This window comes from Pedobacter zeae, assembly GCF_014196715.1.
In the GTDB taxonomy this organism is placed as follows: domain Bacteria; phylum Bacteroidota; class Bacteroidia; order Sphingobacteriales; family Sphingobacteriaceae; genus Pedobacter; species Pedobacter zeae.
In genome coordinates, this window is record NZ_JACIEF010000004.1 from 245,998 (window position 1) to 258,549 (window position 12,552).

At 38.3% G+C, this 12,552-nt stretch carries 14 protein-coding genes; 5 read left to right on the top strand and 9 right to left on the bottom strand.

Features of this window, described 5'->3' with window-relative positions; all coding sequences use genetic code 11:
- Positions 1-109: 109 nt before the first annotated feature.
- Positions 110-997 (bottom strand): carbohydrate kinase family protein, encoded by an 888-nt coding sequence (locus tag GGQ60_RS19735; RefSeq protein ID WP_183767623.1) that lies wholly within the window; start codon positions 995-997, stop codon positions 110-112.
- A 93-nt stretch (positions 998-1,090) separates the two neighbouring features.
- Between GGQ60_RS19735 and GGQ60_RS19740 the strand changes: the two genes are divergently transcribed.
- Positions 1,091-1,516 (top strand): YybH family protein, encoded by a 426-nt coding sequence (locus GGQ60_RS19740; RefSeq protein WP_183767625.1) that lies wholly within the window; start codon positions 1,091-1,093, stop codon positions 1,514-1,516.
- On the opposite strand, the gene GGQ60_RS19745 is transcribed toward GGQ60_RS19740, so the two are convergent.
- The 8 genes from GGQ60_RS19745 to hemW form a co-directional block, all read right to left on the bottom strand.
- On the bottom strand, positions 1,513-2,874 hold the full coding sequence (locus GGQ60_RS19745) for a S41 family peptidase (protein ID WP_183767627.1): 1,362 nt from the start codon (positions 2,872-2,874) through the stop codon (positions 1,513-1,515). The genes GGQ60_RS19740 and GGQ60_RS19745 overlap by 4 nt on opposite strands.
- 53 nt (positions 2,875-2,927) lie before the next feature.
- On the bottom strand, positions 2,928-3,542 hold the full coding sequence (locus tag GGQ60_RS19750) for a sugar O-acetyltransferase (protein ID WP_183767630.1): 615 nt from the start codon (positions 3,540-3,542) through the stop codon (positions 2,928-2,930).
- 105 nt (positions 3,543-3,647) lie between these two features.
- Positions 3,648-4,526 (bottom strand): cupin-like domain-containing protein, encoded by an 879-nt coding sequence (locus tag GGQ60_RS19755; RefSeq protein WP_183767632.1) that lies wholly within the window; start codon positions 4,524-4,526, stop codon positions 3,648-3,650.
- A 126-nt stretch (positions 4,527-4,652) separates the two neighbouring features.
- Positions 4,653-5,438, bottom strand: coding sequence for a DUF3050 domain-containing protein (locus GGQ60_RS19760; protein WP_183767634.1), 786 nt, complete (start codon positions 5,436-5,438; stop codon positions 4,653-4,655).
- Between the two features lie 58 nt (positions 5,439-5,496).
- A complete protein-coding gene (locus tag GGQ60_RS19765) occupies positions 5,497-6,378 on the bottom strand; it encodes a cupin-like domain-containing protein (RefSeq protein WP_183767636.1) in 882 nt (293 codons plus the stop codon).
- A gap of 237 nt (positions 6,379-6,615) precedes the next feature.
- Positions 6,616-7,167: a fasciclin domain-containing protein gene (locus GGQ60_RS19770; RefSeq protein WP_183767638.1), complete on the bottom strand. Its 552-nt coding sequence runs from the start codon at positions 7,165-7,167 to the stop codon at positions 6,616-6,618.
- Between the two features lie 308 nt (positions 7,168-7,475).
- Complete coding sequence (locus GGQ60_RS19775) at positions 7,476-8,258, bottom strand: SDR family oxidoreductase (protein ID WP_183767640.1); 783 nt, start codon at positions 8,256-8,258, stop codon at positions 7,476-7,478.
- A gap of 54 nt (positions 8,259-8,312) precedes the next feature.
- Positions 8,313-9,458, bottom strand: coding sequence for a radical SAM family heme chaperone HemW (gene hemW / locus GGQ60_RS19780; RefSeq protein WP_183767642.1), 1,146 nt, complete (start codon positions 9,456-9,458; stop codon positions 8,313-8,315).
- 176 nt (positions 9,459-9,634) lie between these two features.
- On the opposite strand from hemW, the gene GGQ60_RS19785 reads away from it, so the two are divergent.
- The 4 genes from GGQ60_RS19785 to GGQ60_RS19800 all read left to right on the top strand — a co-directional run bounded on the left by GGQ60_RS19785 (position 9,635) and on the right by GGQ60_RS19800 (position 12,533).
- Positions 9,635-10,093 (top strand): mobile mystery protein A, encoded by a 459-nt coding sequence (locus GGQ60_RS19785; RefSeq protein ID WP_183767644.1) that lies wholly within the window; start codon positions 9,635-9,637, stop codon positions 10,091-10,093.
- Positions 10,084-10,680: a mobile mystery protein B gene (locus GGQ60_RS19790; RefSeq protein WP_183767646.1), complete on the top strand. Its 597-nt coding sequence runs from the start codon at positions 10,084-10,086 to the stop codon at positions 10,678-10,680. The genes GGQ60_RS19785 and GGQ60_RS19790 overlap by 10 nt, the downstream gene beginning before the upstream one ends.
- A 90-nt stretch (positions 10,681-10,770) precedes the next feature.
- Positions 10,771-11,748 (top strand): DUF4271 domain-containing protein, encoded by a 978-nt coding sequence (locus GGQ60_RS19795; RefSeq protein WP_183767648.1) that lies wholly within the window; start codon positions 10,771-10,773, stop codon positions 11,746-11,748.
- A gap of 14 nt (positions 11,749-11,762) precedes the next feature.
- Positions 11,763-12,533 (top strand): uroporphyrinogen-III synthase, encoded by a 771-nt coding sequence (locus GGQ60_RS19800; RefSeq protein ID WP_183767650.1) that lies wholly within the window; start codon positions 11,763-11,765, stop codon positions 12,531-12,533.
- Positions 12,534-12,552 lie beyond the last annotated feature (19 nt).

Genomic DNA, 12,552 nt, shown 5'->3' on the forward strand with positions numbered 1-12,552 from the left:
ACGATTTACCGAAGATAAAAGTTTCGTTCTGTAATAATTTAAGCGCGGTGTCATATTTAAGGAGAATACAGACCACTCAGGTTTTAAAAACCTATAAGGTCTTATAAACTTATCCCAGCGCCATGTGGTAAATCTTTTTGTTATAATCAGGGTTTGCTCCAGGTTGCGAAGCGACAAAAGCACCAACCTTACAGGCATTATCCAAAGTGGTTTCCATAGGGTAACCCTGCAGGTAGCAGGCAATAAACGTAGCTAAAAAGGCATCGCCGGCACCAACGGTATCGGCCACCTGAACTTTATAACCGGCATGTTTAAACAATTTTCCATCTTTTAAAACGCAGGCCCCTTTATCGCCAAGCGTAAGGCAGATGATTTCAATATCGAACTGATTTGAAAGTTGTTTTAATAATTGCTCGTCGGTATTGCCGGTTAAACCAAACGATTCTTTTACCCAAACGATTTCATCTTCGTTTATTTTAAGCATATCAGCTTTTGCCAAAAGTTCACCGATGAGTTCTTTTGTATAAAATGGAGCCCTGAGGTTAATATCGAATATTTTGGTTTTCGCATGTGTTAAAAGTTCAAGAACCGTTTTTTTAGATTCCTCCTCCCGGCAGGTTAAACTGCAATACACTAAAGCATCTGCCTCTTTTACCGCCGTTATATTTTCTTCCGTAATGTTAATGGCGTCCCAGGCTACAGGCTGTTTAATGGTATAAGTGGCCTGATGGTGCTCATCGAGCTGAACCACAACCGTACTGGTTGGTAATTCGTGGTGGGTTTGAATTAAATTTGTAGAAAAATGATTGCTGGCTAAAAAGTGCAGGAGTTCTTTGCCATTATCATCATCCCCAACGGCACTGATAAAATTACTTTCTATACTTTGTTTATGTAAATTAAGTGCAACGTTCATACTCGAGCCGCCAGCTTTTTTACCCTCCGGGAAAACATCCCAAAGTATTTCGCCAATTGTGATTACCTTATTTTGATTTTGCATCTTTTTTGATAAAAACTGTAAATAACCAATTTTTAGCCATGGAACAAAATATTTTGTTTCATATCTTTAATTTTTATCAAAATTGTACTGATCATGAAAAAAATACTCTTTATTGCCTTCTTTTTTATTTCTTTAAGCAGTTATGCGCAAAACGCAAAGGATAGACAGGCTGTACTCAACTTACTCGAAAAACAAAGAACCGATTGGAATAAAGGTGACGTTGAAGCCTTTATGCAGGGGTATGAAAAATCAGATAGTTTACTCTTTGTAGGTAAAACCGGGCCAACTTATGGCTGGCAAAAAACACTGGATAATTATAAGCGTGGCTATCCGGATAAATCTGCCATGGGATTTTTGGTGTTTGGGATAAAAAAAGTCGAATTTCTAAAACCCGATCTGGCTTTTGTGCTTGGCAGTTGGAATGTGAAGCGGGAAAAGGATGAATTAAAAGGATATTTTACACTTTTGATCAAAAAAATTAAGGGCGAGTGGAAGGTGATTGTTGATCACAGCAGTTAATTTTTTAGTAGATATTGAAGTACAGGATCGATGCCTTTGATCTGGTCAAGATAGCTTGTTTCAATATACCGGTCGGGTATTACCGGGTGTTTGGTATTGTCGTTACAATTTGCCCCAAAATCTAAGCTCGTAGAAACGCCGATACTGATTTTGCTGTTTGGCAATTGAAAGCGATAGCCCTCACCAAAGTCGTTTGTATTTTCGCCCGTAGATTCTCCCACCAAAGTAGCCAGCTTAAACTGCTTTACGCCGTCAGCAAGCATGTTCGCGCTGGAGAATGTCATCGGGCCGGTAATCAGGTAAACCTGGCCCTTAAAAAATGCCTCTTCGCTGGTGTATTTTGGATCATAAGGTTCGCAGTTTCTGGATTGCCAGATACTATTATTCGGTTGCTTTAGGTAGCTGTTGCTGCTATCACCCTGTTTCATCAGTTTATCTTTATACAACTGGCTTATTTTCCAGCTTTTTCCGGTAGAGAGCGTGTATTTTTTTGAGTTAAAAAAGCCTAAAAGTAGATCGGCATTGATGGAATTGCCTCCCGTGTTTTTTCTAATGTCGATGGCAACAGCCTTAATGTTTTTTTGCTTTATTACCGTAAAGCACGAATCGAAAAATTTGAGGTAGGGGTGATAATCGCCAGTCAAGGTATTTAATTCGATATGTGCAACTTTATCGTTCAATATGTTAAAAGAATAGGGCTTATTAACCAGGTTTGGGAATGCATCGCCTATTATATCGCGTAAAATCGCACCTTTTTCTATTTCTTTAATCACTTTTTTCTGCTGATACCGGTAAACAACTTTGAAAGGTGGCCTTATTCCCGAGAGATAAAGGTTATAGCCCATCATTTTACCTGCAATCTCATTTCGGTAAGTTTGAAGCCCGCCTACGCGCAATGCACTTGCCTTATAAAATTCAGGAACTGATATTCCGTTTACCGAAATGATTTTTGCGCCTGCAGGAATGATATCCTGTGATAATTTGCCATCAGAATAGGTCATTCCTTTTTTATCGGCAACAAACGTTAAAGGTAGAAAAACAGGTTTCCTGAAATCTGCCTGGAAGATAGATTGTATAATGTTTGGTGCCGTATGGGCATCATCGATAATACCCGTTATTTCTCCGACTTTTAAAGTGAAAAGCCTTGTTTCAATCGAATCAGGAAGTAAACGTTTTAGCTCATTTACTTTTTGCAGGTATTTGAATGATGAAGTAAATAAAAACGGATTATAATGAACCGCCCTTATCGTTTTATCAAGAAGATCTATATCCTCAATTGCTTCTGCTTTAGAAATTCGCTGTGCAAAGCCTGATGACCAAAGGAAAAACAGAAATAATAAAGTTTGAGCGGTTTTCATTGTATTAATTTATCACAAAGACGAAATAAAAATGGTTAGGGTTGCATAGAAATTTATTCACCCAGTTTAAAATCCTTATAATAATAATCCTTATCTGCATCGGTTAGCTGGCGGATTACCCTGCAAGGGTTTCCTGCTGCAAAAACATTATCCGGAATATCCCTTGTAACCACGCTGCCCGATCCGATGACCACATTTGAGCCTATTTTTACTCCCGGATTAACCACTACGTTGCCACCAATCCAAACGCTGTTGCCAATGGTAATTTCCTGCGCCCATTCATACTCCTGATCACGTAAATGTGCATGGATAGGATGTCCTGCCGTATAAATGGCCACATTTGGTGCAATAAAAACGTTGTTGCCAATGCTCACTTTGGCACAATCTAAAATTACGAGATTAAAATTTGCGTAAAAATTATCGCCGATTTCGATATTGTAACCATAATCACATCTGAATGGCGGTTCTACATAAAACATCTTTTCTGTTTTACCGAAAAGTCTTTTCAGTAATTCCTTGCGCTGTTTAATAAACTTTGGGGCCAGGTTATTAAATTCAAAAACAATTTCGCGGGCTTTCAATCTTTCCTTTGCCAGTTCTGCATCACCTGCCTGGTATGCTTTTCCTGCCAGCATTTTTTGTTTTTCGGTAAGTGTATTGGTGTCCATTTGGGATCTGATATTTAATTTGAACTAAATGTAATTCGCAATAATAACAAAAACGGGGCTATCGTTACCGATGCCCCGTTGTATTTTAATCTTTTCAGGAAATTTTTATGGTCTGCCTTTAGCCAAAGCCCTTTCGGCAATTTTAACTGCTTTTTTCTCTCTCCAGTTGGCATATTTTTCTTTGAAGGTCATTTTTATCAGGCTGTCTATCGCCCCATGGGTAAATAAGCTCCAAACACTGGCCACTTTACGTGTAATCGATTGGTCCCATGCTCTTAAGCTTAAAGAGAATGAGCCGTCAAGATATTTCATCCAGTGCCACATACCGGTTGGCATAAATAAAGTATCGCCATGTTCCAAAACTACCTCATAACCTTCTACGCCTTTTAATGCTGGAAATTTTTCAAAATCCGGGTGGTCTACTTTATAATCCTCCAAGGCATAAGTGGCATTTGGAAGGCAGTATAACCTGTCTTTCCACTTATAATCGAATAAGATAACGTGTTTTCTTCCGCCAAAGTGCGTGTGGAAGATATGAGGTAAATCGATATCGTAATGTAAAAAAGTTACCGAGTTGGAGCCACCAAAAAACATGGCTGGCATGCTTTCGATAAAACCGCCCATTAAATCTTTCGGGATTTTTACATCATTGATTAAACTAGGCACTTTTTTAAACAGGTTGAAAAAGAAAATTCTCAACTCAGTGGGTTCGCGTTTGATCAGATCCAGGTAATCGCCAAATTTCATGTGCGCAGTAGCTGCATTGATCGGTTTGGAAGGATCAGCTTTAGAGTTATCGTAAAGTGGAACCTCCAGCTCGCCTCCAATTTCCTTTAAATACTCAGTTGTCCATTTTTCTCTCGCAGGCCAATCTTTGGTAAGGCCCCTGATGACCAACGGACGTTTAGTTTTCAGATAATTTTTCTTAAAATCTTCAGGAGTGATATTCTCGACGATATCAACAGGTTTTAAAATGAAACTCATGCGCTTAAATCGGTTATTTGTACCGAACAACAAATGTGTAAATTTTATTTTATAAAATTGATGTTAACAGGTAAAAGTGACTAAAATCACGTAATCTAAATTAGCAAATCCTTAACAATTTGCTAATTATGCTTCAACTTTATATTTAACAATTTCGGCATAAGCGGCATCCCAGAGATCGATCCTTTTTTGCAAGGCCTGTTTAGTGGTTTCTTCTGCCTCAGCCCAAAATGCTTCCTCTTTTTCGCAGAGCTTCTCTGTCATAGAAAGCGCCAAATGGCTGTGGTGATCGCCATCTACTTCGATATGGCGTTCCAGGTAATATTTAAAAATCGATACCTTATCGGCCTGGGTGCTGTTCAGGTCATTTACCATGCTATAGAACATGTTAGGAATCAGGTCTTCACGGCCGAAGGTAAAACTGGCTGCCTGTAAGTGTGTTTTACCGCTGTTAATGGTTTCGAATGTTGCATTCACAAAATCTTTCGCAGCATCAGGTACACCGGCAAGGTCGAAAGCTTCATTAAAACTTTTGCCGGCTTTTAAGGCATTTAGGAAATCATTAATGGGTTTTGTATTTGCCCCGCACTGATCCATAGCATCCAAATACAGTTCAAAATGGCTTTTAATAGCGCCACCAGCATCTACATCCGATTCTTCTCCGGCAACAATTTCGTTAATCAACTGCCTGGTAACCGGATCGCCTACCGGAAACCAAGGTAGCGTAGTGCAGGTTAAATTCATCTGTAAGGCTTTAAGCAACGACATAAAATCCCAAACCGCGAAAATATGGTGTTCCATAAAAATGCGGAGGTCTTCCAGTTCACTAATTGCCGAATAAACCTTATGATTAATAATCTCTTGTCTAAGCGGCTCTATTTCTTTTTGGATTTTTATAATATTGGGATGCATATATTGAATGGGTGAATGATCGAACCACTTAAAGTTTTGCAGAACGATTCAATCATTATTATTTGGGTAAATTCTTCTCCAGCGCTCTGCTCGCTCTTTTAACGGCAAGCTTTTCTTTCCATTGCATGTACTTCTCGCGGTAATTTGCTTTCATAAAGTCGTCAAATTTACGCTGTAAAGTTAAGTTATACAAGCTTTTTGCTTTCACTGCCCAGCTTTTATCCCAGGCCCTTAGGCTGATAGAGAAAGAACCATCAAGATATTTCATCCAATGCCAGTAACCGGTAGGCATAAATAAGGTATCGCCATGCTCTAAAAAGGCTTCCACTCCCTGAACACCTTTAAGCGCCGGGAATTTATCGAAATCGGGGTTTTCCACATCATAATCCTCTAAGGCATAAGTGGCATATGGAATTTGATACAGGCGTTCTTTCCATTTATAATCAAATAAGATCACATGTTTTCGCCCATTAAAATGAGTGTGGAAAATATGTGCCAAATCAATGTCGTAATGTAAAAAGGTTACTGAGCCCTTTCCGCCAAAGAACATATTGGGATAGTTATCCAAAAAACCACCCATTAAATCTTTTGGAGCAATGTAATCTTCCAGTAATTTCGGCGCAAATTTTATCGGATCGAACAAAAAGATGCGCAGATCGGTCGGTGTTTCTTTAATCAGGTCTATATAATCGCCAAATTTCATTTCGGCAGCAGATGCATTTATGGGTTTGGAAGGATCAGCTTTAGAACTGTCGTAAAGTGGAACGGTTTTATCGCCAACAACTTCTTTCATGTATTCCAGCGTCCATTTTTGATAAGCAGGCCATTTTTTGGCCATATTTTTTATTACCAAAGGTTTACGTGGTTTAAGGTAGTTCTGCTCGAAATCTGATTTAGATATATCTTCAACTACATCTATGGGAGATAAATTGAATTTCATGTTAAGAAACTATTAATACAGGCAAAATTAAATAGTTAGAAAACACTAAGCATTACAAATGCGAAAACTTGAAAAAAAACTGACAATTCATCAAAAAAAGTCAGATTGTATAATTGTTTGTTAGCCTTAACGGCTTATATTGGTGTTACCGGGGCCAGTATTAATCTGTTAAAAATAAAAACGTTCCAGGCCATCGGCCCGGAACGTTTTTATTGATCGATAAGGATATATTAAATATTATTTAGGCATTAAAACGGTATCAACCACGTGGATTACACCATTTTTTTGGTAAACATCTGCAATTGTTACAGTACTTGTTCCACCTTTTTCATCTTTTAATACTAATTTTTTGCCTTTCATCCAGGCCCAAAGTTTACCACCCTCTACAGTTGTTAATTCTGCTTTGCCGCCACCAGCTTTAATGGCTGCTGCGATTGCTTTGCTGTCTAATTTACCGGCAACAACATGGTAAGTTAAAATTTTGGTAAGGGTTGCTTTATTTTCGGGTTTCACCAGATTATCTACTGTTCCGGCAGGAAGCTTACCAAATGCTGCATTGGTTGGAGCAAAAACCGTAAATGGTCCGGCGCTTTTTAAAGTTTCTACCAAACCTGCTGCTTTAACTGCTGCCACCAGTGTAGTGTGGTCTTTTGAGTTTACTGCATTGTCTACAATATCCTTAGTTGCATACATTGCTGCGCCACCAACCATTGGGTTTTTTTGAGCGTAAACCTGTGTTGTGAATGCCATTGTAACTACGGCAAATACTGATAAGATTAAATTTTTCATTATTTCTAATTTTTAAGTTTCTGTTATTTGAACCCATTTACGATGGCCTACAGATACTGGTTTTTAGAAATTGAAAAATAATATTTAATGTATTGATTGTTAGTGTTTTAATTATTGTTTTTTTTGGTTTGTAAAGGTGCTGTAGTGGCCCTTCGGCTGGGCTACTCCCGTTTTTCGCTAAATCTTTTGGCTGTTCTTCGACTACACTCAGAACGACACCAAAAGGATACCGCTTCAACCGGGTTTAAATAAGGTAGGTTCGTCCCTGGGCCACCGCCCTTTATAAACTCTTCGCGAGAAACGCTTATCTAATTTACTTTTGCAGTCCTTACTTTTTTAGAAAAAAACTTTGGAAAAAAACGCTTCAACCATACTGCTTTTGTTTCCTTCCCGCCGATGTAAACCTCTTCTTTTTTATTACGGATTGCCAGAACAATCTGTTTGGCACAGTCTGCTGGTGTCATGGCATTTGCATGCGCTTCGCCCATAGCATTTAATGGCTTCCCATCTGCAGTGAGCGCATTATAGGTTACATTTGTTTTGATAAATCCGGGACAAATAATCGTAATATCGATGTTTTTGTCATAGACTTCCGATCGGAGCGAATCGAAGTAACCATGCAGTGCATGTTTTGATGCCGCATAAGTAGAGCGTAATTTCGTGCCGAATTTTCCAACAAGGCTACTGATTACAGCGATCTGTCCACCGCCATTGGCAATCATCAATGGTAAAACTGCTTTACTGAGTACAACTGTGCCCCAAAAATTGGTGTCCATGATCTGCTGTTCGGTTTCCAGGTTGGTTTCTAAGGCCAGGCTTCGCTGGCTCACACCTCCGCTATTGATCAATAAGTCGATCTTACCAAAAATACGGATGGCATCAGCGGCTTTACTTTCCAGGGTTTCGGTTTCACTTAAATCGAATGGTAAAACGTGTACATTAAAGGAATTTTGGCAGTTTCCCTTAACGCGGAACAATTCGTCGCGGTTTCTTCCTGAAATAATCAGTTTGTCGCCCGATTTAAAATATTCGTATACCAGGGCCTCGCCAATACCGGATGATGCACCTGTGATCCATACAATTTTTGACATAATATATAATTATTGAATTAGGGAATGATAAACTTGTAAAAAGCATTTACGCTCTTATCTATTTCTTTCATCATTCTCAACAATAAACAATTCAGAAGCAATGTGGTCGGCAAATAATTTTCCGTTCTGACTTAAACAAATGTTATTTCCATCCATCAGCAACCAATCTTTATCCTCAAAACTTTTGAGGTTATGTTTGGTCTCTTCCAGAAAATCTTTTCCAAAATCGGTATTTATTTTTTGTAAATCAATTCCCCAGATCGTTCTCATTGAAGTCATGATGTATTCGTTAAACCTGTCGTTTAAACTCAGTTCTTCAACACTTTCAGGGAGTTTGTTTTTTTCGAGGGTTTCGATGTACAAGGCATTATTTGCCGGGTTCATATACCGGTTCCGGCCATCAAAACCATGTGCAGATGGGCCAATGCCAATGTAATCTACACCTTTCCAATAATTGGTATTGTGTACGGCATGGTGACCTGGTTTAGCAAAATTGGAAATTTCATAGTGCTCAAATCCGGCAGCGACCAGTTTATCCATCAGAATGACGAACTGCGCAGCGCTTTGGTTATCGTTTACCGGAGACTGTTTTTTGTTTTTAATGGCATGGGCCAAAGCCGTTCGGGGTTCTACTGTTAAGGCATAGGCAGAAATATGCGGAACCTCAAGCTCAATTGCTTTTTGTATATTGTTTAACCATTTTTGATCGGTGAGCAAGGGATAACCATAAATCAGATCGAGGGTTAAATTTTCAAAACCGGCATCCTGGCTTCTCCTGATGCAATCTTCAGCTTCCCTGGCCTGGTGTGCCCTGTTCATCCAGATCAGGTCCTCATCGTAAAAAGATTGTATACCCACACTAAAGCGGTTAACCGGCAATTGTTTCAATTCTTTTAGCTTCCGGGCAGTTAAGTCATCGGGATTGGTTTCGATGGTAATTTCTGCATTGGCATCAACCGGAAAAGTATGGTTAATGGCATCGAAAATCTTTTGCAAAGCCACCTGTGATAAAATAGAAGGGGTGCCACCACCCAGATAGATGCTTCCAACCTGGCCTGTAATCCGGTCTTTTTTCATTTTGATTTCCTTACAGATGGCCTCTACCATTTCATCGGCATATTTTAATGAGGTGCTGAAATGGAAATCACAATAGTGACAGGCCTTTTTACAGAAAGGAATATGGATATAGATGCCAGACATTTTGCAAAGATAGCGAAGTTAAATTTTCTTTATTGTTATAAACCTATTGCAATAGGTTAACTGTAAATGGAATAATAAAATGGTAAAGTAATAGCTTTACTTTTTAGTTGTTTTTGTTAAGTAATAACTTTACTTTTGTGTTAATAAAGTAAAGTAATAGCTTTACTTTTAATGTTATGGGAAAAAGATCATTAATGCTGCAACAACTCAATAGCAAACTTTTAGGTTTTGCGCCTTTGAGCCGTATTGCAATTCCGCCAAGTGGTTGGATTAAAGCGATCCGGAATACACTTGGTATGTCTATGCAACAATTGGCTAATAAATTATCGATAAGTAAGCAAGGCGTTTTGGATATAGAAAAAAGAGAGGCAGATGGTTCGATCACTATAAAGTCTCTTAGGGAGCTGGGCAGGGTTTTAGATATGGAACTGGTTTACGGTTTTGTACCTAAAGATGGATCATTAGAAGCAATGATTGAAAAAAAGTCAAATGAATTGGCTACAAAAATTGTTCTTCGTACCTCGAATACCATGCAATTAGAAGACCAGGGTAATTCTAAAGAGAGGATCGAGAAAGCTATAAAAGAAAGGACTGAAGAAATTAAAAACGAATTGCCTAAAATTTTATGGGATTAGATCTGAATTATATTGATGGGCAAACCCCTTTAGACGAAGACGAAAAGGATGGTCTGCTCATCTCTACTATTGCAACCAGAGAAGAACTTGATGAATTTGAACAACAAAATATCGAAGAAGCTATTAAATGGACGCTAAGCAAAAAGTTTAAACCCGAAAAATTATTAACAGAAGCTTTTATTAAAGATATACATAAAAGGATGTATAAAGATGTTTGGAAGTGGGCAGGAACGTTCCGAAGAACAAATAAGAATATAGGTGTAGACAGATGGCAAGTTGCTATTGAATTAAAGAATTTATTGGAAGATACCCGGTTCTGGATTGAAAACAATACTTATTCTCCCGATGAAATAGCCATCCGCTTTAAACATCGTATAGTAAGCATACATTGTTTTTCTAACGGAAATGGGAGACACAGCAGGTTATTGGCAGATATTATTGTTGAAAAACTATTTCATAAGAAAGTATTTACCTGGGGAGCTGAAAATCTTTCAAGAGAAAGTGAGAATAGGAGAAACTATATTAATTCATTGAAACTGGCTGACAATGGCGATTACAGGGGACTTCTTCTGTTTGCAAGGTCATAACAGGTCTGTTTATTCATCAACCCATTTATTTTCTTTAGGTAAACAATGATTATTCGACTACTTTTGCAACTTTAAGTTTTGATTTACTGCATGCCGAAATTTATTTTCTTTTTGTTCGCGTTTGTATGGTCTGCCAATTTTGTAGCGGCACAAGAAATTCCTGCTCAAACAGATAGCGTAGCTGCAAATCAATATCAATATCGAAGATACCGCCCCGATTCGGCAACCCTGGCCAGGCAGAAGTTTTCTACCGATTCCTTAATCCGCCACACTTGGGTACTTCCTGATAGTTTAATCAATAAAAGTGCGCTTTTAGATACGATCGAAAAAGAATATCTTTTTCCAAAACTCGATTTATGGGCATGGCATAAGAAATACCAGCATTTAAAGAAAAAAGCAAACCCTTACCAGCTGGGCACAAAAATACCCAAGGGCAACGTGGGTTTGCTGGGCTTTATTTTTGGTATGCTCATTATTTTTGCCATTTTAAAAAATGCATTTTCCAAGCAGCTGTCAGACATTGTACAATCGTTTTTTAGCAACAGGATATTAAATAACATCAATAAAGAAGATAACTTATTCAGCTCCTGGCCGTTTTTGTTGCTTTTTGTGCAGTTCGGTTTTGTTTTCGGGATGTTTTTTTTCCTGGTGGCGCAATGGAACGATATGTACCAGGCCAAAGATGGTTTTAAGTTTTTCTTTAGTATATCTGTTACCATAATTGCTTTTTACGCGCTAAAATTAATTCTTTTACGCTTTCTCGGATACCTGTTCAATGTTCAGAAACCAGTTGGCGAGTACATCTCGATATTGTATCTCAGTTACTTTAATGCATCACTATTGTTTATTCCTTTGCTGGTTGCTTTTGCCTTGTCGCCACTTAAATATGGGGAAGTTTATATCGTGTTGGCGTTCTTGTTGTTAGGTGTCATTTTTGCTTTTCAGCTCTTAAGGGCGGGAATAACGATACTTTCTAACAATAAGTTTTCTAAAATGCATTTAATTTTGTACTTTTGCGCCCTCGAAATATGTCCTATCCTCATACTAATTAAAACGATAGGGCTGTAGCAGGAAAAAGGAAAATGCAAGAAAAGAACGACTCTAGAATCCGCAAAGTAAAAAGTATTTTGGTTACTTTACCAAAACCTGAAACAGAAAAATCTCCTTATTACGATTTGGCCAAGAAACACAATTTAAAAGTTGATTTTAGGTCTTTTATTCATGTTGAAGGAGTACCCGCAAGAGACTTTAGGAAGGATAAGATTAACCTGGCCGATTTTACGGCAGTAATTTTTACCAGCCGTAATGCAGCAGACCACTTTTTTAGAATTTGCGAAGAAATGCGTTATGAGGTACCCGCTGAACTGAAATATTTCTGTCTGTCTGAGACCATTGCTTTGTATCTGCAGAAGTATATTCAGTATAGAAAGCGTAAAATATTTTTCGGTAAACAAACTGCTGCTGATTTGGCTGAGGTGCTTAAAAAACATGCAGGCGAGAAATTTCTGTACCCTTGTTCTGATGTAGCGACAGAGGATACAATGAAATTTCTGGAAAAAGGCGGCTATAATTTCACCCCTGCCGTTTTGTTTAGAACAGTGGTAAGCGATCTGTCTGATTTAGCTGAGGTGTTCTACGATGTTATTGCATTTTTTAGCCCTTCAAGTATTCAGTCTTTATTTAAAAACTTCCCCGATTTTAAGCAAAATAATACCCGCATTGCTGCTTTTGGAACCAACACCAGTAAGGCATGTACCGATATGGATCTGATAGTGGATATTGCTGCGCCAACCCCAGGTGTTCCATCTATGACAATGGCCATTGAAAATTACATCAAAATATCTAATAAATAATACTGCAAATAATTTATTC

Bases quoted from the DNA above. Each gene is read 5' to 3' on its own strand.
- GGQ60_RS19790 (WP_183767646.1), top strand. From the start codon at position 10,084: ATGGGATTAGATCTGAATTATATTGATGGGCAAACCCCTTTAGACGAA.
- GGQ60_RS19740 (WP_183767625.1), top strand. From the start codon at position 1,091: ATGAAAAAAATACTCTTTATTGCCTTCTTTTTTATTTCTTTAAGCAGT.
- GGQ60_RS19760 (WP_183767634.1), bottom strand. From the start codon at position 5,438: ATGCATCCCAATATTATAAAAATCCAAAAAGAAATAGAGCCGCTTAGA.
- hemW (WP_183767642.1), bottom strand. From the start codon at position 9,458: ATGTCTGGCATCTATATCCATATTCCTTTCTGTAAAAAGGCCTGTCAC.
- GGQ60_RS19765 (WP_183767636.1), bottom strand. From the start codon at position 6,378: ATGAAATTCAATTTATCTCCCATAGATGTAGTTGAAGATATATCTAAA.
- GGQ60_RS19770 (WP_183767638.1), bottom strand. From the start codon at position 7,167: ATGAAAAATTTAATCTTATCAGTATTTGCCGTAGTTACAATGGCATTC.
- GGQ60_RS19735 (WP_183767623.1), bottom strand. From the start codon at position 997: ATGCAAAATCAAAATAAGGTAATCACAATTGGCGAAATACTTTGGGAT.
- GGQ60_RS19795 (WP_183767648.1), top strand. From the start codon at position 10,771: ATGCCGAAATTTATTTTCTTTTTGTTCGCGTTTGTATGGTCTGCCAAT.
- GGQ60_RS19775 (WP_183767640.1), bottom strand. From the start codon at position 8,258: ATGTCAAAAATTGTATGGATCACAGGTGCATCATCCGGTATTGGCGAG.
- GGQ60_RS19755 (WP_183767632.1), bottom strand. From the start codon at position 4,526: ATGAGTTTCATTTTAAAACCTGTTGATATCGTCGAGAATATCACTCCT.
- GGQ60_RS19800 (WP_183767650.1), top strand. From the start codon at position 11,763: ATGCAAGAAAAGAACGACTCTAGAATCCGCAAAGTAAAAAGTATTTTG.
- GGQ60_RS19745 (WP_183767627.1), bottom strand. From the start codon at position 2,874: ATGAAAACCGCTCAAACTTTATTATTTCTGTTTTTCCTTTGGTCATCA.
- GGQ60_RS19785 (WP_183767644.1), top strand. From the start codon at position 9,635: ATGGGAAAAAGATCATTAATGCTGCAACAACTCAATAGCAAACTTTTA.
- GGQ60_RS19750 (WP_183767630.1), bottom strand. From the start codon at position 3,542: ATGGACACCAATACACTTACCGAAAAACAAAAAATGCTGGCAGGAAAA.